Origin of the sequence: Pseudomonas sp. ANT_J28 (assembly GCF_008370005.1) — a bacterium.
GTDB lineage: Bacteria > Pseudomonadota > Gammaproteobacteria > Pseudomonadales > Pseudomonadaceae > Aquipseudomonas > Aquipseudomonas frigoris.
In genome coordinates this window covers 1-19,150 of the sequence record NZ_VOBM01000057.1, presented here as the reverse complement: position 1 = coordinate 19,150, position 19,150 = coordinate 1, and the positions used below count along the sequence as shown (strand labels likewise).

The window sequence follows — 19,150 nt, the reverse complement described above, 5'->3', positions numbered from 1 at the left end:
GCCTGTTTTTTGCGGTCTGTCACTTGCCGGCCCGTGCCATGCAACGCTGATAACGCTCATCGACCCGCTTGGCAAACCACGCCGTGGTGAGTTTGCGGGTGATTTTCGGGCTTTGCAGCACGATCCCTGGCAATACCGCACGCGGTAATGGCCGACCTTCCGCCTTTTCGGCCAGGGCGAAAATCCGTGCATAGAGCTGGGTGTCCTCGAACTCGAAGTTTTTACCCTCCTCCAATTGGTCCCGAAGGGTCGGATTGCGCATGTCCAGTTGCTTGCCGAGAGTGCGCACCGCCAATTCCGTAGTGCCAGGCATGATCGAATCGTAGCGGACCAGGTCACCATCCAGCGCCAGCGGTATGCCCGAAGCGCGACTCACCGCGTTCTGAAACGCGGCATTGCGACTGGCGTACCAACCGGCATTGAAATCGGCAAAGCGATACAGCGGTTGTTTGTAGCTCACCGGATAACCGAGCAAGTGGGCGATACCGAAGTACAGGCCGCCGCGACGACTGAACACTTCATGACGGATCGAGCCGTCCACCGGGTACGGATACGCCTTCGCCTGTTGCTCGGCGAAATCGATGCTGACCTGCATCGGCCCACCGGTGTGCACCGGGTTGAACCCACCGAACAGCGTCCGGCCCATGGGCACCATACCGATAAAGTCATCGAAGATCGCGCTGAGCTCTTTTTCGCTGCGCGCCGCATTGAGGCGGTCGCTGTAGCTTTTGCCGTTGGATGAACTCACCTGCAGCGCACCGCTCACCAGCAAGCCGGGAATGTGGGCTTTATCGGCACGGCGGTCGATCTCGTCGCGGGCGATTTTGCCCAGGCCCGGTACCGGTGGATCCACCTGAAAAGTCGATTCCTGCTCGGTGACCGCCAGTACCGAGCACAGGTTTTGGGTGGACGGATAAATGTTCTGGGCAGCAAATGCTGCGTAAATATCGGTAGCCCAGCCCTGGCGATCAGCGGTTTTGGCCGGCAGCAGACGCACGATCTCGGCCTTGACCTCGGCAGGCTTGCGCGCAGGGAGCTCTTGCGTGCGTTGAGTACCGCAACCGGCCAGCACCAGCAACGCGGCGATGCTCATCATCAATCGATTGGCTTGCATGTTGCTCCATCAAATCCGTTGAGCCGGGGTAACCATACGATCAATGGCATGGCGCAGGCTATGACTCTCGCCGCCTCCCACTGTTCCCCGTAGCAGCGCGGGGTCTTTTTCCGTTTGGCAGACAACCTGCCCGTCTGTCGCGGCTGAACCATACTTGAGCCACACACCGAGGAGGACAGCTCATGAACCGTAGCGACGTACTGATCATCGGCGCCGGCCCGACCGGGCTGGTGTTGGCGCTGTGCCTGAGCAAACTGGGGATTCGGGTGCGGATTCTCGACAAAACGTCGGCACCCGGAACCACCTCGCGGGCGCTGGCCGTGCAGGCGCGGACGCTGGAGCTGTATCGCCAGCTCGACCTCAGCAATGCGGTGGTGCAGAACGGCCATCGTGTGGCTGCGGCGAACTTCTGGGTCAAGGGCGAACCCGTGGCGCGCTTGCCGCTGAGCCGCATCGGCGAAGGCCTGACACCCTATGCGTTCCTCGAAATCTTTCCTCAGGACGAACACGAACGGCTGCTGATAGACCGCCTCGAAACCTTTGGCATCAAAGTGGAGCGCAACACGGCGCTGGAAAGTTTCATGGAAACCGGTGACGGCATCACCGCCTATCTGCGCTTGGCCGATGGTCAGGAGGAAACCTGCCAGGCCTGCTATCTGGCAGGTTGCGACGGTGCCCGGTCGATCGTGCGCAAGACCCTGGACACCGGATTTCCCGGCGGCACCTACCAGCAGATTTTCTACGTCGCCGACGTGCAAGCCAGCGGGCCGACGTTCAATGGCGAACTGCATGTGGATCTCGATGAAGCGGATTTTCTCGCGGTGTTTCCCTTGGCCGGTGAAGGCCGCGCCCGTCTGATCGGCACCGTACGCGACGAACGTGCCGACCAGGCCGAAACCCTGCAATTTGAAGACGTCAGCAGCCGGGCCATCGAGCATATGAAAGTAAAGATCGAGCAACTGAACTGGTTCTCGACCTACCGCGTGCATCATCGGGTGGCGGATCATTTTCGCACCGGGCGCGCGTTTTTATTGGGTGACGCCGCCCACGTCCACAGCCCCGCCGGGGGCCAGGGCATGAACACCGGCATTGGCGATGCCATCAACCTCGCCTGGAAACTCGCGGCGGTGTTGAGCGGCGGCGCCGAGGCCAAACTCCTCGACACTTACGAAACCGAACGCATCGCGTTTGCCCGCAAACTGGTCGCCACCACTGATCGGGTGTTCAGTTTCGTCACGGCCGAAGGGCGCATGGCCGATTTGCTGCGCACGCGTCTGGCGCCGTTCGTGATTCCGAAAATGGCATCGTTTGAGGCGTCCCGCGAGTTCCTGTTTCGCACGGTGTCGCAGATCACCCTGAATTATCGCGGGATGCCTTTGAGCACCGGCGTTGCCGGTCATGTTCACGGTGGCGACCGCCTGCCTTGGGCTCACGACGGTGAGGGGGACAATTTCGAATCGTTGAAGTGTTCGACCTGGCAGGTGCATGTGTATGGCGACACCAGCGACGAAATGATCGCCTGGTGCCACGAACATCATTTGCCATTGCATGTTTTTGACTGGCGGCCGGCGTTTGAAGCGGCTGGCCTGGGGCGTAACGGGTGTTACCTGTTGCGGCCGGATACGTATGTGGCGATTGCCGACAATTCTGCCGACCCCAAGGTGATCGAGCGGTACTTTCGGGATCACGGGATCAGACCGTTTTTTGGTTGAAATACGCTCTTCAGTTACTGATTTGTATGGGTGGTTGTTCAACCGACCGCTCATCGTTTAGCAGTGGCCAATCAGGTCTACCTGTCAGGTTTGACAGTAGACGGCTTCGTAACCATTTCATCTAATCAAGCCGTTACCAATTAACGAGGAGCGGCACAATGGATAGTTCATATGGAACATTGACCACCGACATCAGTGGAGTCATGAGCGCATTAATTGACCACCCAGAGCATCAGCCTTTTAGAACAGAATTAATTACCTTTCACTCCATCCCTTCCGTAAAATCCATTTTTCACGGGAGCTCGAAAGAGTTTGGAGATGATTTAGCGCTAAGCTTTTGGCTTCGTGATGAATATGAAGATGGAACGTATGACGTGATTTCATACAACAACGGTTCAGTTGCCCACTACATCCATTTCTCTGGCCAATACTCCACAGTTCCCGACTCCCTTCTAAAGTTGACAGTCTCTGAAAACAAGAAACGTTTTCAAGGAACCATTACAGCTATTTTTCGACACGAGTATGAGCCGTATGACGAACTGCACATAAATGCGTCTTTCGACGTTAGAGTCTGAGAACACCTCCCACAGGGCTCTGTGTCGGGTTTAGATCCCGGCCAGCGCCAGGTCCATCGCGAAGTAGGTAAAGATCAGATCCGCCCCTGCCCGCTTGATCGCGCCAAGGCTCTCACGCACCACGCGAGCCTCATCGATCGCTCCGGCCTGCGCGGCGAATTTGATCATCGCGTACTCGCCGCTCACCTGATACGCCGACAGCGGCAAACGCGAGGCTTCACGGATGTCGCGGATGATGTCCAGGTACGCGCCGGCCGGTTTGACCATCAGCGCGTCGGCGCCTTCCTGCTCGTCCATCAGTGATTCGCGCACGGCTTCGCGGCGGTTCATCGGGTTCATCTGATAACTTTTGCGGTCGCCCTTGAGTGCGCTGCCGCCGGCTTCACGGAACGGACCGTAGAGCGCCGAGGCAAACTTGGTCGAATAGGCCATGATCGCGGTCTGGTTGAAACCCGCTTCATCGAGCGCCCGGCGAATGGCCTGAACCTGCCCGTCCATGGCGGCCGACGGGGCGATCACATCGGCGCCGGCACGGGCCGCGGCCACCGCTTGTTTGCCGAGATTGATCAGGGTCTGGTCGTTGTCGACTTCATGGTTGTGCAGCACACCGCAATGGCCGTGGTCGGTGTACTCGCAGAAGCAGGTGTCGGACATCACAATAATGTCCGGCACGGCGTCCTTGGCGATGCGCGACATGCGCGACACTAGACCGTTGTCGTTCCAGGTGTCGCTGCCGTTGCCGTCCAAATGGTGCGACACGCCGAACGTCATCACCGACTTGATCCCGGCCCGGGCATAACGCTCGATTTCGCCCGCCAGTTTCGACTCCGGAATACGGTTCACGCCCGGCATGCTTTTGATTGGTACGAAGTCGTCGATTGCTTCTTCGACGAAAATCGGCAGCACCAGATCGTTCAAGCTGAACTCGGTTTCCTGGAACAGGCTGCGCAGGCTCGCATTGCGGCGCAGACGGCGTGGACGTGCTTCGGGGAACTGACTGGACATGTGGGTTTCCTGAAAAACGGAGGACGAGACGAAAGTCGTGGGGGTCGAAGCTTATGCCCTGCAAGGCGCAGGGCACAAACCTCAGACGCGGAATAAGCCCTTACCGGTTCGGCAATAATCACCCGTATCCAGCACAGAACCCTGTGGGAAGTTCACAGCGTCAAGGTTCCGCTGATGCAGGTCACCACCGCACCGCCGATCCAGATCTCGTCGCCCACTTGCTCGACCTGAATGCGTCCGGCGCGGCCCATGGTCAGGCCCTGGCTGACCACATAGGACGCCGGCGCCAGTCCTTCGCTGAGCAACCATTGGGCAATTCCGGCGTTCAGGCTTCCGGTGGCGGGGTCTTCCGGCATGCCATCGCAGGAGATGAACGCCCGCACTTCGAACTGTGCGTCATCACCATCGCGCTCGGGATGCCATGGCGCGATGACACCGACGGACAGGCCGAGCATTTGCGAATGGTCCGGTTGCAGGTCCAGCACCTGCTGGCGATCCTCGACCATCACGGCCAGCCATCCGGCACCGTTGTCGACCCACTGAGTGCGCACAATCGCCCCCGATTCCAGCCTGAGCCCCCGACGTACCCGTTCCACCACATCCGCCTCCACCGGCCCGGTCCTGAGCAATGGCGGTGCGAGAAAGGCCAGCTCTGTCCCTTGTCGACGAACCCGCACCAGCCCCACACCGCACTCCTGAATGATCTCTTCGCCCTTGGGCACCCCTCCGGCCTCCAGCCACGCATGGCAGGTGCCCAGTGTCGGATGGCCGGCGAACGGCAATTCGTTCAGGGTGGTGAAGATCCGCACGAGATAATCGGCGCGAGGATCGCGCGGTTCGAGAATGAATGTGGTTTCGCTGAGGTTGGTCCAGCTGGCGAACGCCGCCATGCGCTCATCGCTGAGCTCATCGGCGCCGAACACCACCGCCAACGGATTGCCCTTGAGCGCAATACGGCTGAAGACATCTACTTGCTTGAAATCGAATGAGTGCATGGCCTGCCTTGGTCTTGATCAAATCGTAGCGTTTACTTGGGGATTTCCAGCCCGCGCATCACCGCCGGCCGCGCCAGAAAGCGCTCCAGCACCCGCGTGACGCTCGGGAAGTCCTTGATGCCCACCAGCTCGCCGGCCTCATAGAAGCCGATAAGGTTGCGCACCCAGGGGAAAGTCGCGATATCCGCGATGGTGTAGCGCTCGCCCATGATCCAGTCTCGCCCTTCCAGACGTCCATCAAGAACTTTTAACAAACGTTTACTTTCATCGACGTAGCGGTCGCGGGGACGTTTGTCCTCGTAATCCTTGCCGGCAAATTTGTTGAAAAAACCGAGTTGGCCGAACATCGGCCCGATGCCGCCCATCTGAAACATCAACCACTGAATGGTCTCGTATCGCGCCGCCGATTCCTGAGCCAGCAGTTGCCCGCTCTTGTCGGCCAGGTAGATCAGAATCGCCCCGGACTCGAACAGCGCCAAGGGTCGGTCCCCCGGACCGTGGGGGTCGAGGATTGCCGGAATCTTGTTGTTGGGGTTCAGCGAAAGAAATTCGGGGGCCATCTGATCATTAGTGTCGAAGCCCACACGATGCGGTTCGTAGGGCAATCCGATCTCTTCGAGCATGATCGACACCTTGACGCCGTTGGGTGTCGGCAAGGAGTAAAGCTGGATCCATTCGGGGTATTGAGCCGGCCATTTTTGGGTAATCGGGAACGCGGACAGATCGATCATGGGAAGCATCCACACGGAAAAAGTAGACGCTGATCATAATGTAGGGGCTGGCGAAGGCTGCGATTTTTTGGCGTATCAATGTTGCTGATGAGCAAGATCAAAGGATCGCAGCCTGTCAGTGGCGCCGACACGTGTACTGTGTCCATAAATCCGCAACATCCTGTCGATAACCTCTGCTCCAACCCATCTCAGATTGCCGCTAAAGTGCTGCGCACTCGCTCGGATCGAACCAAATGGGCTTCAGAGGACTCTGAGCATTGCCCTTTCGGAAACGGACCGGCCCAACGACATGGAAAACACCCGACGCAGGGAGCTCGTGGTGTAAAGGTTTGTCAGCCTTAACCGAATGCGCTGAAGATCACCTATTCAAATGATGAACCTTTTTAAATTCGCCAAACGCTTCAAGCATCGCGCGTATGTTGTCCTGGGTTCCCTGTTGGCGATCAGCGCGCTATTCCTGTCCCTTGAGTCCAGCGAAAGCCGCGCCCAACCGGCGGACGGCACCCAGACGCTGGTATTCCTGCGCCACGCGGAAAAACCCGAAGGCGGCCTCGGCCAGCTCAACTGTCAGGGCCTGAACCGCGCCATCGACCTGGCCACCTTGCTGCCGGAAAAATTCGGCAACGCCAACTACGTGTTTGCCGCCAACCCGACACGCAATGTCGAAGAAGGCGAACTGGACAATTCCTACAGTTACATCCGCCCCCTGATGACCATCAGCCCCAGCGCGATCAAGCTCGGTTTGCCGGTGAACATCAACTTTTCGGCCAACGACACCAGCGACCTGGCCGATGAATTGCTCCTCGACAAGTATCACAACTCGGTCATCTACACCGCCTGGTCCCACGGCTACCTGCCGGAACTGATCAACAAGGTCGCTGGAGAAGCCGTCGGCAAGAAACAGAACATCACCGATGACTGGGAATCCAGCGACTACGACTCGCTGTACGTGCTCACCCTGACCTGGCACAACGGCAAGGCCAGCGTGGTGAGCCACAGCTACAAGCAAGGCCTGAATAACGGGCCGCAGGCCTGTCCGACTTGAGTGATGCAGTGCCTGCTCGCGAAGGAACCGGCAAAACCACCGTCATCCTCGCCGACTGACCCGATCTCGCAAATATTCGAGTACGGCACCCTTCTCCCCCACAAACTCAATGCGAGCCCCTTTCTTCTCCCGCTGAAACGCATACATCGGGTCGTAATACTCGCGCAGCAACCCTTCGATCCAGCCCCGGTGCAAGTCCACTGCCCCGCTGCTCGCCTGCTCGGCCAGCGCGTCTTCCATCAACATCAGCATCCGTCGATGGCGCTCACCGCCCAGACGTTTCTGCACGTTGTTCAGGCTCTCCAGCAAGCGCTCGGAAAACAGCGCGAAGCCTTCATCGCCATGCACGCCGATGAACTCGGCACACAAGTCCACCACGTAATCGCGCAGGATCCGTTCGACTCGCCCTTCCAGGCTGTCTTCCAGCCAGACCATCGGAAACTGCTGCATGCCCTGAAACAGCGGCAACGGCAGCGCACAACTGCCAATCGCACGGCTTTCGTCTTCCAGTACAAACTGCTCGATGCCGTGGGCGCGTTTCTTCAGCATGTCCACTGCCAGGCGGTTTTCAAAATCGATGTTGGAGGGTTGGCCGGTGGCGCGTTTACCGAAACTGGAACCGCGGTGATGGGCGTGACCTTCAAGGTCCAGCCCGTTGCGCAACTGCGTGAGCACTTCGGTTTTACCGGTGCCGGTCATGCCGCCCAGCAAGACGAAATCACACTGGGCAACCGCCTGATCGAGCGTGTCAAGCAAGAAGGTTCGCATGGCCTTGTAGCCACCACCCACTCGCGGATAGTCGATGCCCGCCTCGTCCTTGAGCCATTGCTGGACGATCTGCGAACGCAAACCGCCGCGAAAACAATACAAATACCCATCAGGATGAGCCCGGGCAAAATCGGCCCAGGCCCGGATGCGCTCGGCTTTTATCTCGCCAGACACCAACTGGTGTCCCAGCGTAATGGCTGCTTGCTGGCCGAGTTGCTTGTAACAAGTGCCGACCCGTTGCCGCTCATGGTCATTCATCAGCGGCAGGTTGATGACGCCGGGGAATGAGCCTTTGAGAAATTCGACCGGCGCACGGGCATCCATCATCGGTCGGTCGTTGAGGAAAATGTCGCGGTAATCGGTGAATTCGATGGACATCAAAACACCTCAACCGCGTTCGTCTGTCGCTCGATCAGTTCACCGATCGGCTCAAGGGTCAGGCCCAGCTCGGCGGCTATTTTGAGGAAGTGTTCGTTGCCTTCGGGGGTCACCGCAACCAGCAGGCCACCGCTGGTCTGCGGATCGCAGAGCACGCGTTTGTGCATTTCCTGAAGAGGCCCAAGCTTGCTGGCGTAGCTGTCGAAGTTGCGCAGTGTTCCGCCCGGCACGCAGCCTTGGTCGAGGTAATACTCGACACCCGGCAGACGCGGCACACGGTCGTACTCGATGCGAGCAGTCACGTTGCTGCCGTCGGCCATTTCCACCAAATGCCCCAGCAGGCCGAAACCGGTGACGTCGGTCATCGCGGTGACGCACTCGAGTTTGCCAAAGCGGCTGCCGGGTTTGTTCAGGGTGCACATCCAGTCGCGGGCCAGGCCGATGTCGGCGTGGCGCAGTTTGCCCTTCTTCTCGGCGGTGGTGAGGATGCCGATGCCCAGCGGTTTGGTGAGGTAGAGCAGGCAACCGGCGGTGGCGGTGTCGTTGCGCTTCATGTGGCGCTTTTCCACCAGACCGGTCACGGCGAGGCCGAAAATCGGCTCCGGCGCGTCGATGGAATGCCCACCGGCCAACGGTATCCCCGCTTCATCGCAGACCGAACGCCCGCCGCGAATCACTTCCCGGGCAATCTCCGGCGCCAGTACGTTGACCGGCCAGCCAAGGATCGCAATCGCCATCAACGGATCGCCGCCCATGGCGTAGATGTCGCTGATGGCATTGGTGGCCGCGATGCGACCGAAATCGAACGGGTCGTCGACGATCGGCATGAAGAAATCGGTGGTCGACACCACGCCGCGTTCTTCATCGATGGCGTACACCGCCGCGTCATCGCGCGAGGCGTTGCCGACCCAGAGTTTCGGGTCAAGGTTCTGCGCCCCGCTACCGGCCAGAATCACCTCCAATACCTGGGGAGAGATTTTGCAACCGCATCCTGCGCCGTGGCTGTATTGGGTCAGACGAATCGGTTCGCTCATTGGGGACACACCTCGTGAAGTCAGAGCCGAAGAGTCTACATCAACGTCATCGCCGCCGAGCCCCTGTGAATCCCTGACCGAAAGGACAGTTAAGCGACCAATTCCCTAGCCTTTTCCGTGCCTTGAGCAAAACTGGTATGCCTTGTGCAAACGTTTGCGACGTCGCTGATACAAGCGTTTTCGCTACATAACCGCGTAAGCCCACGCAGAAGCGGCCCTTCGATCCGCACGAAAAGGGACTTTTAATGCACCACACGTCCAACCGCGTGACTTGCTCGCGCACTTTTGCTGTTTCCTTGCTGCTGGCCAGCGTTACAGGACTACACAGCAGCAACGCTTTGGCGCAACCCGCCTCCGCCGAAGAATCCGCCCAGGGCGAAAGCCTCAGCCCTGAAGCCAGCCCTCCGAAAAAAGGCGTGTACCTCTCGGACTGGTTCAATCAGGACCTGACCGTCATCGGCAGCAAAGACATCAGTTTCGGCCCGCAACCGGCCGACGATATCTATCTGGAGTACGAGTACTTCGGACGCAAGGGGCCGTTCGAGTTGTACGGCTACATCGACATTCCGAAGATCTTCGACATCGGCAACAGCCATGACAAAGGCGTGTGGGACCACGGCTCCCCGGTGTTCATGGAGCACGAACCGCGGATCTCCATCGATTACCTCGCCGGCCGCAGTCTGGCCATCGGGCCGTTCAAGGAATGGTACGTGGCCTTTGACTGGATCTACGACCACGGGAGTAACAGCGCCAACCGCGCCAATACGCTGTACAGCGGTTTTGGCACCGACATCGACACCCATTCGCGGGTCAACCTGTCGGCCAACTTCTATGGCCGCTACCAGTGGGAGAACTACGGCGCGAGCAACGAGTATTCGTGGGACGGCTATCGCGCCCAGCTCAAATACATCGTGCCGATCAGCAGTTTCAGCAATGGCGCGTCACTGACCTATATCGGGTTCACCAACTTCGACTTCGGCTCGGACCTGCACAAGGGCAACCCGGCCCGTACCGCCAACGCCACCGTCGCCACCAACGTGTTGCTGTACTCGTTCACCCACGTGCGTTTCACCCTGGTCGGCCGTTATTTCCACAACGGCGGCAACTGGGAGGATGGCAGCGAATTGAATTTTGGCGACGGGAACTTCCGCGCCCGTTCCAATGGCTGGGGGTATTACGCGGGTATTGGCTATCAGTTCTGAGTTTTGCGATGGGGCGGCACATTCAATATAAATGTCGGTCAAGGCAACAAAATCACCTTGTCACTGCCGCCCTGATTCACTTGCGCATAGCGCGCCAGCCCTTCTGCCAACGGCGATTCAAACAAACCCTCGGGCAACGGCAACAAGCCCTGATCGAAGAACGTGCCGAACTGATCAAGCATCGCCGCACACGCCTGGACGCCGTACAACAACGAATTGATCCCCACCACCGAACCGCCCTTGCGATACAGCGCCAGGGCCGGCAATTGCACCAGGCCGTCTACCGGCGCGGCGATGATCGCGATTCGACCGAACGCGGCCAGCGCCGGGACCGAGGCCGGCAGCCAGAAACCGGTGGTGTCGAATATCACATCGGCGCCGCCGGCATACACGGCGTTCACCTGAGCACCGAGATCCTCGGGTTTATCCAGTTGCAGCGTCTGATACCCCTGGGCCTGCAAATCCTTGACCTGTTCCGGCCGCCGCGCCGCTGCCAGTACTTGAGCGCCACGCACTTTGGCCAGCGCCAGCGCCGCAGTGCCAACCGCCCCGCCACCGATCACCAGCAACCGGGTTTCGGCCGTCACGAGACTGCGCTCCAACGCATCCCACGCCGTGGTGTACGGCACGCCGAGGCTTGCCGCCTGGGCAAAACTCAGATGGGTCGGCTTTTTCGCCACGCCATTGGCCGGCAGTTTGACGAATTGTGCGTGCGAGCCATCGGCGAAAAATCCCAATTCACGGCCGGTGCCCCAGACTTCCTGACCGATCAGCGCCTGCGGGCCTTCAACGACTACACCGGCGAAATCACGACCGGGAATCCGCGGCAGTGTGGTGTAGGGAAAACGCCCGAGCACGTTCTTCACATCGCTGGGGTTGAGGCCGGCGGCCTTGATCTGGATCAGCACTTCATCGGCGCCGGGGACGGGGGTTGGAACCTCAACGTAGCGCAGGGCCGAGAGGTCACCGGTCTTGTCGAATTGCAGTGCTTTCATGAGCATTTCCCTCGAATGAATAAACAGTTCAGGAGATCCAGCCAGTCACCAGCTGCCGGCCCATTGGCCACACCTTCTCACCGGCCAACATGCCGAGCAGCCCTACCAGCGCGGTGGCCGGCGGTGCGGGGGAACGAAAATCCAGAGCGCCGTAGAGCAAACCGACGCCCAGACCGATGACCAATGAGATGAGGTAACTCATGGCAGACTCCGTGGCTAATTAAAGTATTCCCGGAGTCTAAAGATCGGTAGCGACGAGCACCGGCCAAGTGCTTCTGAATATCGGCCAAAGCGTTTTCAATCCTGACGCTGGCTCGCCGAAAATTGCGAAGGCGCGACGCCTAGTTCCCGTCGGAACATGTCGCTGAAGCTGCTCGGTGAATAACCCAGCTCCCGGGCAATTGCACTGACCGGCACGCCCTGGATCAACTCCGCCACCGCCGTCGCCAGCTGCACTTGGCGCCGCCATTCGGCGAAGCCCATGCCCAAACCGTCCTTGAACAACCGCGCCAGGGTACGCACGCTGGCGCCGGTGTTTTCCGCATGTTGCTCAAAGGCAATGTCCAGCGATGGCGCGGCCATCACCGCCTGGCACAAGTTCATCAGGCGCCGGTCGGAATCATCCGGCAAAGGAATCTTAAGCAGCGAGCGCCTCGCTCGCCTAAGCTCCAGCAGCGCCAGGCCGACCAGCGCTTCGTAATACTCGGGCGCGCCATCGTCGCCCTGCTCCACCAACCCGACGATCAGCTCACGCAGCAGTCCGCCGACTTCGATCACCTGAACCGTGTCGTCCAGCGTCGCCGCCAATGAGGGCCGCAAATAGATGTTGCGCATCTTTAAATCCGAAACCACGCGAATCCCGTGGGGCATACCTGGCGGCAGCCACACCGCTCGTTGCGGCGGCACCACCAGCGCTTCATGGGGCGTCTCGACCCACATCACCCCGCTCATCGCATACAGCAACTGCCCCCACACATGCTCATGCGGCTCGATGTACAAGCCGCGCGGATAGGTGCGCGCCAGCGGTTGCACGGGCACATCGGTGTCACTCAGGTCTGGAGGGGCGGCAAGGGCCATGGGCAGCAATCATTGGGCGTGTCAGAGATTGCATGGTAACGAGCCACCGGCCTTGTCGCCACTGGCGGCATCCATCTGACAATTCGACTGAATTTTCCGTAACGCCAACGATCCTTGTATTACCACAGGGAGGAATACGGGCTATATGAACAACGCAAAACTTTTCGTCATTGAATACACCCTTCATGGCGCGCCCAAGTCTTTCATCATCCGCCTGGACAAGATGGATAACGCGGAGGCTTGGCATTGGGCAAGTTGCGACGCGGGAGTCGGACGAATTCCTCGCTTCGGCCGAGAGAAGGTGCAAAAAACCAGCAAGCCGATGGCGGAGAAGTTCGGCGTGGAAAACGTCAAGTGGCGGCCGGCAAATTGAAATGAAAGTGGAGCCCGATCAGGCTCCACCTTTTTTTTGGATGAGTGGTCAGCGTTTGGCGCACTTGCAGCCCTTGCTGGCACATTCTTCGCCATGTTCGTGGTGCTTGGCGCAGCCTTCACAGCAATAGTGCTTACCGTGGCGCGCGATCGGATGCTCGCCCAGTTTGCAGGAGCATTTGGGGCAGTCGCAGATACTTTCACTGTCGATCATGAGTCTGACTCCATTGGTTGTGGTCGTCCGGGTCTGGCAAATGCGACCCGTACCACCAGTGTAGGAGCTTGCGTCAACCCTGCCGGGTAATGCTGCGACACATGAACAGCAACGCCAGCCCCAGACACACCATCGCCAGTATCCGGCTGCTGGACAACTCGATCGCCGGGTTGCCCAGCCACATCTACCAGTTATCAGATAGAACGCGCCTCTTTTAGGTGCGAGCTTGCTCCCACATCTGCTACAAATTATGCGTCGCGGTTCAGATTCGGAACTGACCCACCAATTTGCCCAGGCGCTGACCGAGGTCGGCCAGGCTGCGGGAAGTCTGGGCGCCGAGTTGGGTTTCGTCGGCGACGTTGTCCACGGCCACAGCGATCTGGTGCACGCTGCGGTTGATCTCTTCGGCCACGGCGGTCTGCTCTTCGGCGGCGCTGGCGATCTGCGCGTTCATCGAGTTGATGGTGCCGATCAACTGGGCCATGGTATCGAGCGAAGCGCCGGCCTCGTTGGCCTGAGCCGAAGTGCCGTCGCCGGCCTCGCTGGAACGGCGCATCGCTTCCACGGCCGATTGGGTGCCGGCCTGCAAGCGATCGATCATGCCCTGGATTTCCTGGGTGCTGATTTGTGTACGACTGGCCAGCGCTCGAACCTCATCGGCCACCACGGCAAAGCCACGCCCGGCCTCACCGGCACGAGCGGCTTCAATGGCGGCGTTGAGTGCCAAAAGGTTGGTCTGCTCGGCAATCGAACGAATCACCCCAAGCACGCTGACAATCGACGACACGTCTTTTTGCAAACTGTCCAGAGACACGCCACTGCTGCGAATGTCGTCCACCAATGCATGAATCTTCACAATGCTGCCGGCCACCACACGCTTGGCAGCCTGGCCTTCTTCGTCGGTCTGCTGGGCAGCCACCGCGGCGTTTTGAGCGCTTTTCGCCACTTCCTGAGCAGCGGCGGACATTTGGTTGATCGCCGTGGCGACCTGATCGGTCTCGTGACGCTGACGTTCCATAGCCTGATCCGAGCGTTGCGCCTGGTCAGAGACCTGATTCACCAGCCCCGTCAGTTGCGAGGTCATTTCGGTGATCTGGCGCACCAGGCCGTGGATCTTGTCGACGAAACGGTTGAACGAGCCGGCCAGTTCGCCGAGTTCATCCTGGCTGGTGATGGTCAGGCGACGCGTCAGGTCGCCCTCGCCCGCCGCGATGTCATCGAGGTTGGCTTTCATCAGGTTCAGCGGACGCAGGATGGTGTTGGCCAGCAGCATCCCGGCGGCGGCAATCACCAACAGCACCACGGCGGCAATCCCGACGATGCTCAGCACCACGCCTTGCATGCGCTCCTGGACCTTGATTTCGACCAGTGCCACTTGGGCTTCGATGCCGTCGAGGTTGACCGACGTACCGACCGCCATGTCCCACTTCGGCAGGTATTCGGTGTAGCCCAGTTTCGGCACCAGCACTTGGGTGTTGCCGGGCAGCGGTGAGCTGTATTGCAGATAGTGGGTGCCGTCCTTCGCGACTTTCACCAGGTCGCGGTTGACGTAGACGCCGTTCGGATCGCGGTTGTCCTTGAAGCTCTGGCCCACGCCTTCAGGGCTGTTGGCCTTGAACAGGCGCACGGTGTTGGAGTCGTAGCCGAAGAAGTAGCCGTCCTTGCCGTAGGTGATGCTCGACAGCAACTTGACCACCTGGGCCCGCGCCGCGTCATCACCGGGGGCGGCCGCATCGTAAAGAGGTTTGATCGTGGTCATGGCCACGGCGACGTAGCTTTGCAGCGTTGCCTTGGCATCGCTGAGCAGGCGCTGGCGAGTTTCCTCGACTTCCTTGCGGGCCTGCTCCTGCAGAATGAACAACGTGGTCAAGCTGATGACCAGCGCAAAGAGCAACACCGGGAGGACGGCAAGGGACAGGACTTTAGCCTTCAGGCTCATGCGCATGACGGTTCACTCTTTTGATTTTATTGGCGTGGTTAAAGGCTTTAACGGCACGCCAGGCCAAAAGTTGAGTGAAGGGTCACCCGACTCAAGACACAAGCGGGCTTGCTCGCGAAAGCGGTATGTCAGTCACACCAATGCTGGATGTGCCGCCGTCTTCGCGAGCCCGCTCCCACATTTGTTTCGGGTTGGCCAGTGAGCAATGGGTTACAAGACCATCGCCGCCACCCAGCCGAACGCCAGCAGCGGCAGGTTGTAGTGCAGGAAGGTCGGGACCACGGTGTCCCAGATGTGGTGATGCTGGCCGTCGATGTTCAGGCCCGAGGTCGGGCCGAGGGTCGAGTCCGAGGCTGGCGAACCGGCGTCACCCAAGGCGCCGGCAGTGCCGACGATGCACACGATCGCGATCGGGCTGAAACCCAACTGGACGCACAACGGCACAAAAATCGCGGCGAGTATCGGCACGGTGGAAAACGACGAACCGATGCCCATGGTCACCAACAGTCCGACCAACAACATCAGCAACGCGCCAATGCCTTTGCTGTGGTCGATCCACGAAGCCGAGGCTTCGACCAGTGTCTGCACTTCTCCGGTGGCCTTCATCACCTCGGCAAAACCGGACGCGGCGATCATGATGAAACCGATCATCGCCATCATCTTCATGCCTTCGGTGAACAGGTCGTCGGTTTCACGCCACTTCACGATCCCCGACACCGAAAAAATCAGAAAGCCTGCCAGCGCGCCAATGATCATCGAGTCCAACAGCAACTGAATGATGAACGCCGCCGCAATGGCCACACCGGCCACCATCAGGCTCAGCGGGTTGTACTGCACCGCGACCTGTTCGACTTGCTCGATCTTTTCCAGATCGTAGACGCGCTTCTTGCGGTAGCTGACAAACGCTGCCGCGAGCCCGACGACCATGCCCAATGCCGGAATCCCCATGGCATGAGTGACGTTGATGCCGCTGATGTCCACCCCGCTACGGGCGACGTTGGCCAGCAGGATTTCATTAAGGAAGATGTTGCCGAAGCCCACGGGCAGGAACATGTACGGCGTAATCAGGCCGAAGGTCATGACACAGGCAATCAGTCGGCGGTCCAGTTGCAGCTTGGTCAGCACATATAAAAGCGGCGGCACCAGCAGCGGAATGAAGGCGATGTGTATCGGCAAGATGTTCTGGGACGCGATGGCCACCACCCACAGCAAACCGAGCAACAGCCATTTGACCTGACGGCCACCGTTGGCGTGCTGGCGGTCGACCATCAGCAAGGCTTTGTCTGCCAGGGCGTGTGCCAGGCCGGACTTGGCAATGGCCACTGCGAAAGCGCCGAGCAATGCGTAGGACAACGCGACGGTCGCGCCACCACCGAGGCCGCTGTTAAAGGCTTTGAGTGTCGCGTCGATGCCCAGGCCACCGGTCAAACCACCCACCAGGGCGCCCACGATCAGCGCGATTACAACGTGCACGCGGGACAGGCTGAGGATCAGCATGACGCCGACCGCGGCAATTACAGCATTAATCATCGTTACCTCAAGGCAAACGGAAAGAGTCCGGTCGGCAGTCTGCAAAGAGCGGATTAAATGAGAGGGTTTTATTAGAGGGCGCGCACTGTGCCGCAGCATCAATGCCTTGTCAAAGCCCACACAGTCCTCTACAGGGGTTTGGAGATGCTTAAAGAAAGCCGAATCACGGCCGTTACAGTGCAAAGTCTCAGATATTTATCGAATAAAGGACGTCTCCATGTCGCTCAGACAACTTTCCATTCAATGGAAAATCACCCTGCTGGCCGGGCTGTGCCTGGCCGGCATCGTGACCCTGCTGGTGGGTCTTTCGCTATATCGCATGGAGCACAGCTCCGAGATGGTGAAAGCATCCAGCATGGAGATGCTCACCGAAGCGGCCCAGGCCCGGATCGAATCCCAGGGTGAAAACCAGGCGCTGGGGATACGCCAGCAATTCATGGACGCCTATCAATATGGCCACGGCTTTTCGCGTCAGGTGCTGTTCCTGCGCGACCAGGCCGAGAAGCGCTTTCTCGATGCCTTTGACCTGCGTGAAGACTTGACGCGTCAGGTCAAGTCGGCCCTGCAAGCCAACCCGGACCTGCTCGGCCTCTCGCTGGTGTTCGAAGCCAACGCACTGGACGGCAAGGACGATCTGTTCGCCGGCCAGGCCGAGTTGGGCAGCAACGACAAGGGACGTTTTGCCCTGTACTGGTCGCAACCTGTGCCTGGCAAGTTAACGTCGATGGCGCTACCGGAAAGCGACATGGCCGATACCAGCACCGGCCCCAGCGGCGAACCGGCCAATGCCTGGTTCACCTGCCCGCGCACGACCCTCAAGCCCTGCGTGATCGAACCCTACTTCTACGTGATCGACGGCCAGAACGTGCTGATGACCAGCATCGTTTTCCCGCTGATGGTCAACGGCAAGGTCATCGCTTCGCTGTCGGTGGACATCAACCTCAACAGCCTGCAAGCCGTCAGCCAGGTCGCGAGCAAGAAGCTCTATGACGGCCAGACCAACGTCAGCATCATCAGCCCGGTCGGTTTGCTGGCCGGCTACAGTCCGGACGCCAGCAAACTCAGCCAGCGCCTGGACACCGTGGACAAAACCAACGGTGCCGAGCTGATCCGCATGCTCGCCGCCAGCAGCAAGACCGAAAGCCTGCACAACAATCAACAGCTCAAAGTGCTGTCGCCGTTCCAGCCGATTCCCGGTGGCAAATCCTGGGGCGTGTTGCTTGATGTGCCGGAGAAAGTCCTGGTCGGCCCCGCCGAAGCGTTGAAAAAACAACTCGATGAAAGCAACACCGCCGGCACCCTGGTCGAACTCGGCCTAGGTGTGCTGGCCGCGTTGATTGGCCTGTTGCTGGTGTGGCTGATGGCCCGCAGCGTGACCAAGCCGATCCTGGGCGTGGCGCACATGCTCGAGGACATTGCCAGCGGCGAAGGCGATCTGACCCGCCGCCTGGCCTACGACAAAAAGGACGAACTCGGTCAATTGGCCGGCTGGTTCAACCGCTTCCTCGACAAGCTGCAACCGATCATTGCCGAGGTCAAACGCTCGGTGCAGGACGCGCGCAGCACGGCGGATCAGTCGTCCGCCATCGCCACCCAGACCAGCGCCGGCATGGAGCAGCAATACCGTCAGGTGGATCAGGTCGCTACCGCTTCCCACGAAATGAGCGCCACCGCCCAGGACGTTGCTCGCAGTGCAGCGCAAGCCGCACAGGCGGCGCGGGATGCGGATCAGGCCACCCGTCGCGGTCTGACCGTGATCGACCGCACCACCACCAGCATCGACAACCTAGCGGCCGACATGAGCGCGGCGATGGTTCAAGTCGAAGGCCTGGCGGCCAACAGCGAGAAGATCGGTTCGGTGCTGGAAGTGATTCGGGCCATCGCCGAACAGACCAACCTGCTGGCGCTTAACGCCGCCATCGAGGCCGCTCGTGCCGGTGAAGCCGGGCGCGGTTTTGCCGTGGTGGCCGATGAAGTGCGCAACCTGGCGCGCCGGACCCAGGAGTCTGTCGAAGAAACCCGCCTGGTGATCGAGCAGTTGCAGAGCGGCACTCAGGACGTGGTCGGCTCGATGAACAACAGCCATCGTCAGGCTCAGGGCAGTGTCGAACAGGTGGGTCAGGCGGTGACGGCGCTGCGGCAGATTGGTGAGGCGGTAACGGTGATCAGCGACATGAACCTGCAGATCGCCAGTGCCGCGGAAGAGCAAAGCGCCGTGGCCGAGGAGATCAACAACAACGTGGCGACGATTCGGGATGTGACGGAGTCCCTGTCGGGGCAGGCCAATGAATCGGCACGGGTGAGTCAGTCGCTCAATAGCCTGGCGAATCAGCAGCAGAGTTTGATGGATCAGTTCCGCGTTTAACGCAGTTATTGCGTCCTCTGAAGATCAAAATGTGGGAGCGGGCTTGCTCGCGAATGCGGTGTGTCAGCAACAGCGATGTCGACTGACACACCGCATTCG

17 protein-coding genes and 4 pseudogenes are annotated in these 19,150 nt (G+C 59.7%); 7 read left to right on the top strand and 14 right to left on the bottom strand.

The window, feature by feature from the left end; genetic code table 11:
• Positions 1-19: 19 nt before the first annotated feature.
• The gene (locus FQ187_RS27395) at positions 20-1,114 is read right to left on the bottom strand and encodes a DUF1615 domain-containing protein (protein ID WP_149631866.1); all 1,095 of its coding nucleotides are present in this window, start codon (positions 1,112-1,114) and stop codon (positions 20-22) included.
• A gap of 182 nt (positions 1,115-1,296) precedes the next feature.
• On the opposite strand from FQ187_RS27395, the gene FQ187_RS27390 reads away from it, so the two are divergent.
• Positions 1,297-2,826 (top strand): FAD-dependent oxidoreductase, encoded by a 1,530-nt coding sequence (locus FQ187_RS27390; protein ID WP_149631865.1) that lies wholly within the window; start codon positions 1,297-1,299, stop codon positions 2,824-2,826.
• A 158-nt stretch (positions 2,827-2,984) separates the two neighbouring features.
• Entirely contained in the window at positions 2,985-3,401 is a 417-nt protein-coding gene (locus FQ187_RS27385) for a hypothetical protein (protein WP_149631864.1), read from the top strand.
• A 30-nt stretch (positions 3,402-3,431) separates the two neighbouring features.
• On the opposite strand, the gene hemB is transcribed toward FQ187_RS27385, so the two are convergent.
• The 3 genes from hemB to FQ187_RS27370 form a co-directional block, all read right to left on the bottom strand.
• Positions 3,432-4,406 (bottom strand): porphobilinogen synthase, encoded by a 975-nt coding sequence (gene hemB, locus FQ187_RS27380; protein WP_149631863.1) that lies wholly within the window; start codon positions 4,404-4,406, stop codon positions 3,432-3,434.
• Between the two features lie 152 nt (positions 4,407-4,558).
• Complete coding sequence (locus FQ187_RS27375; RefSeq protein WP_149631862.1) at positions 4,559-5,401, bottom strand: PhzF family phenazine biosynthesis protein; 843 nt, start codon at positions 5,399-5,401, stop codon at positions 4,559-4,561.
• Positions 5,402-5,433: 32 nt separating this feature from the next.
• The gene (locus FQ187_RS27370) at positions 5,434-6,132 is read right to left on the bottom strand and encodes a glutathione binding-like protein (RefSeq protein ID WP_149631861.1); all 699 of its coding nucleotides are present in this window, start codon (positions 6,130-6,132) and stop codon (positions 5,434-5,436) included.
• A 370-nt stretch (positions 6,133-6,502) separates the two neighbouring features.
• Between FQ187_RS27370 and FQ187_RS27365 the strand changes: the two genes are divergently transcribed.
• Complete coding sequence (locus FQ187_RS27365; protein ID WP_149631860.1) at positions 6,503-7,177, top strand: histidine phosphatase family protein; 675 nt, start codon at positions 6,503-6,505, stop codon at positions 7,175-7,177.
• Between the two features lie 42 nt (positions 7,178-7,219).
• On the opposite strand, the gene mnmH is transcribed toward FQ187_RS27365, so the two are convergent.
• Both mnmH and selD read right to left on the bottom strand, forming a co-directional pair.
• Positions 7,220-8,323: a tRNA 2-selenouridine(34) synthase MnmH gene (gene mnmH, locus FQ187_RS27360; protein WP_149631859.1), complete on the bottom strand. Its 1,104-nt coding sequence runs from the start codon at positions 8,321-8,323 to the stop codon at positions 7,220-7,222.
• Positions 8,323-9,357, bottom strand: a complete 1,035-nt coding sequence (selD, locus tag FQ187_RS27355; protein ID WP_149631858.1) for a selenide, water dikinase SelD — start codon at positions 9,355-9,357, stop codon at positions 8,323-8,325. Before selD ends, mnmH begins: the two co-directional genes overlap by 1 nt.
• A gap of 245 nt (positions 9,358-9,602) precedes the next feature.
• On the opposite strand from selD, the gene FQ187_RS27350 reads away from it, so the two are divergent.
• Positions 9,603-10,559 (top strand): nucleoside-specific channel-forming protein Tsx, encoded by a 957-nt coding sequence (locus FQ187_RS27350; protein ID WP_149631857.1) that lies wholly within the window; start codon positions 9,603-9,605, stop codon positions 10,557-10,559.
• A gap of 38 nt (positions 10,560-10,597) precedes the next feature.
• Here the strand turns inward: FQ187_RS27350 and FQ187_RS27345 are convergent, their stop codons facing one another.
• The 3 genes from FQ187_RS27345 to FQ187_RS27335 form a co-directional block, all read right to left on the bottom strand.
• Complete coding sequence (locus FQ187_RS27345) at positions 10,598-11,554, bottom strand: zinc-binding alcohol dehydrogenase family protein (protein WP_149631856.1); 957 nt, start codon at positions 11,552-11,554, stop codon at positions 10,598-10,600.
• A 28-nt stretch (positions 11,555-11,582) separates the two neighbouring features.
• Positions 11,583-11,756, bottom strand: a complete 174-nt coding sequence (locus tag FQ187_RS27340) for a DUF1427 family protein (RefSeq protein ID WP_149631855.1) — start codon at positions 11,754-11,756, stop codon at positions 11,583-11,585.
• 95 nt (positions 11,757-11,851) lie between these two features.
• Positions 11,852-12,631: a helix-turn-helix domain-containing protein gene (locus tag FQ187_RS27335; protein ID WP_149631854.1), complete on the bottom strand. Its 780-nt coding sequence runs from the start codon at positions 12,629-12,631 to the stop codon at positions 11,852-11,854.
• A 145-nt stretch (positions 12,632-12,776) separates the two neighbouring features.
• Between FQ187_RS27335 and FQ187_RS27330 the strand changes: the two genes are divergently transcribed.
• Positions 12,777-13,004, top strand: coding sequence for a DUF6555 family protein (locus tag FQ187_RS27330; RefSeq protein WP_008152143.1), 228 nt, complete (start codon positions 12,777-12,779; stop codon positions 13,002-13,004).
• A 48-nt stretch (positions 13,005-13,052) separates the two neighbouring features.
• On the opposite strand, the gene FQ187_RS27325 is transcribed toward FQ187_RS27330, so the two are convergent.
• The 5 genes and pseudogenes from FQ187_RS27325 to FQ187_RS27310 all read right to left on the bottom strand — a co-directional run bounded on the left by FQ187_RS27325 (position 13,053) and on the right by FQ187_RS27310 (position 16,683).
• Positions 13,053-13,217, bottom strand: a complete 165-nt coding sequence (locus tag FQ187_RS27325; protein ID WP_149631853.1) for a metallothionein — start codon at positions 13,215-13,217, stop codon at positions 13,053-13,055.
• A gap of 73 nt (positions 13,218-13,290) precedes the next feature.
• A pseudogene (locus FQ187_RS27320) lies at positions 13,291-13,398 on the bottom strand (EamA-like transporter family protein); the annotation flags it as partial.
• Between the two features lie 81 nt (positions 13,399-13,479).
• Positions 13,480-14,067: pseudogene (locus FQ187_RS31050) on the bottom strand (methyl-accepting chemotaxis protein); the annotation flags it as partial.
• Between the two features lie 318 nt (positions 14,068-14,385).
• Positions 14,386-15,156 (bottom strand): annotated as a pseudogene (locus FQ187_RS31045) (cache domain-containing protein); the annotation flags it as partial.
• Positions 15,157-15,366: 210 nt separating this feature from the next.
• The gene (locus FQ187_RS27310; protein WP_178122780.1) at positions 15,367-16,683 is read right to left on the bottom strand and encodes a Na+/H+ antiporter family protein; all 1,317 of its coding nucleotides are present in this window, start codon (positions 16,681-16,683) and stop codon (positions 15,367-15,369) included.
• A gap of 220 nt (positions 16,684-16,903) precedes the next feature.
• Between FQ187_RS27310 and FQ187_RS31040 the strand changes: the two are divergent.
• Both FQ187_RS31040 and FQ187_RS31035 read left to right on the top strand, forming a co-directional pair.
• Positions 16,904-18,193, top strand: a pseudogene (locus tag FQ187_RS31040) (HAMP domain-containing protein); the annotation flags it as partial.
• A 102-nt stretch (positions 18,194-18,295) separates the two neighbouring features.
• Positions 18,296-19,051, top strand: a complete 756-nt coding sequence (locus FQ187_RS31035) for a methyl-accepting chemotaxis protein (RefSeq protein WP_371918049.1) — start codon at positions 18,296-18,298, stop codon at positions 19,049-19,051.
• The last annotated feature ends 99 nt before the right edge of the window (positions 19,052-19,150 follow it).

Excerpts from the sequence above, each read along its gene's own strand:
- FQ187_RS27395 (WP_149631866.1), bottom strand. The coding sequence starts at position 1,114 with ATGCAAGCCAATCGATTGATGATGAGCATCGCCGCGTTGCTGGTGCTG.
- FQ187_RS27390 (WP_149631865.1), top strand. The coding sequence starts at position 1,297 with ATGAACCGTAGCGACGTACTGATCATCGGCGCCGGCCCGACCGGGCTG.
- FQ187_RS27385 (WP_149631864.1), top strand. The coding sequence starts at position 2,985 with ATGGATAGTTCATATGGAACATTGACCACCGACATCAGTGGAGTCATG.
- hemB (WP_149631863.1), bottom strand. The coding sequence starts at position 4,406 with ATGTCCAGTCAGTTCCCCGAAGCACGTCCACGCCGTCTGCGCCGCAAT.
- FQ187_RS27375 (WP_149631862.1), bottom strand. The coding sequence starts at position 5,401 with ATGCACTCATTCGATTTCAAGCAAGTAGATGTCTTCAGCCGTATTGCG.
- FQ187_RS27370 (WP_149631861.1), bottom strand. The coding sequence starts at position 6,132 with ATGATCGATCTGTCCGCGTTCCCGATTACCCAAAAATGGCCGGCTCAA.
- FQ187_RS27365 (WP_149631860.1), top strand. The coding sequence starts at position 6,503 with ATGATGAACCTTTTTAAATTCGCCAAACGCTTCAAGCATCGCGCGTAT.
- mnmH (WP_149631859.1), bottom strand. The coding sequence starts at position 8,323 with ATGTCCATCGAATTCACCGATTACCGCGACATTTTCCTCAACGACCGA.
- selD (WP_149631858.1), bottom strand. The coding sequence starts at position 9,357 with ATGAGCGAACCGATTCGTCTGACCCAATACAGCCACGGCGCAGGATGC.
- FQ187_RS27350 (WP_149631857.1), top strand. The coding sequence starts at position 9,603 with ATGCACCACACGTCCAACCGCGTGACTTGCTCGCGCACTTTTGCTGTT.
- FQ187_RS27345 (WP_149631856.1), bottom strand. The coding sequence starts at position 11,554 with ATGAAAGCACTGCAATTCGACAAGACCGGTGACCTCTCGGCCCTGCGC.
- FQ187_RS27340 (WP_149631855.1), bottom strand. The coding sequence starts at position 11,756 with ATGAGTTACCTCATCTCATTGGTCATCGGTCTGGGCGTCGGTTTGCTC.
- FQ187_RS27335 (WP_149631854.1), bottom strand. The coding sequence starts at position 12,631 with ATGGCCCTTGCCGCCCCTCCAGACCTGAGTGACACCGATGTGCCCGTG.
- FQ187_RS27330 (WP_008152143.1), top strand. The coding sequence starts at position 12,777 with ATGAACAACGCAAAACTTTTCGTCATTGAATACACCCTTCATGGCGCG.
- FQ187_RS27325 (WP_149631853.1), bottom strand. The coding sequence starts at position 13,217 with ATGATCGACAGTGAAAGTATCTGCGACTGCCCCAAATGCTCCTGCAAA.
- FQ187_RS31035 (WP_371918049.1), top strand. The coding sequence starts at position 18,296 with ATGGAGCAGCAATACCGTCAGGTGGATCAGGTCGCTACCGCTTCCCAC.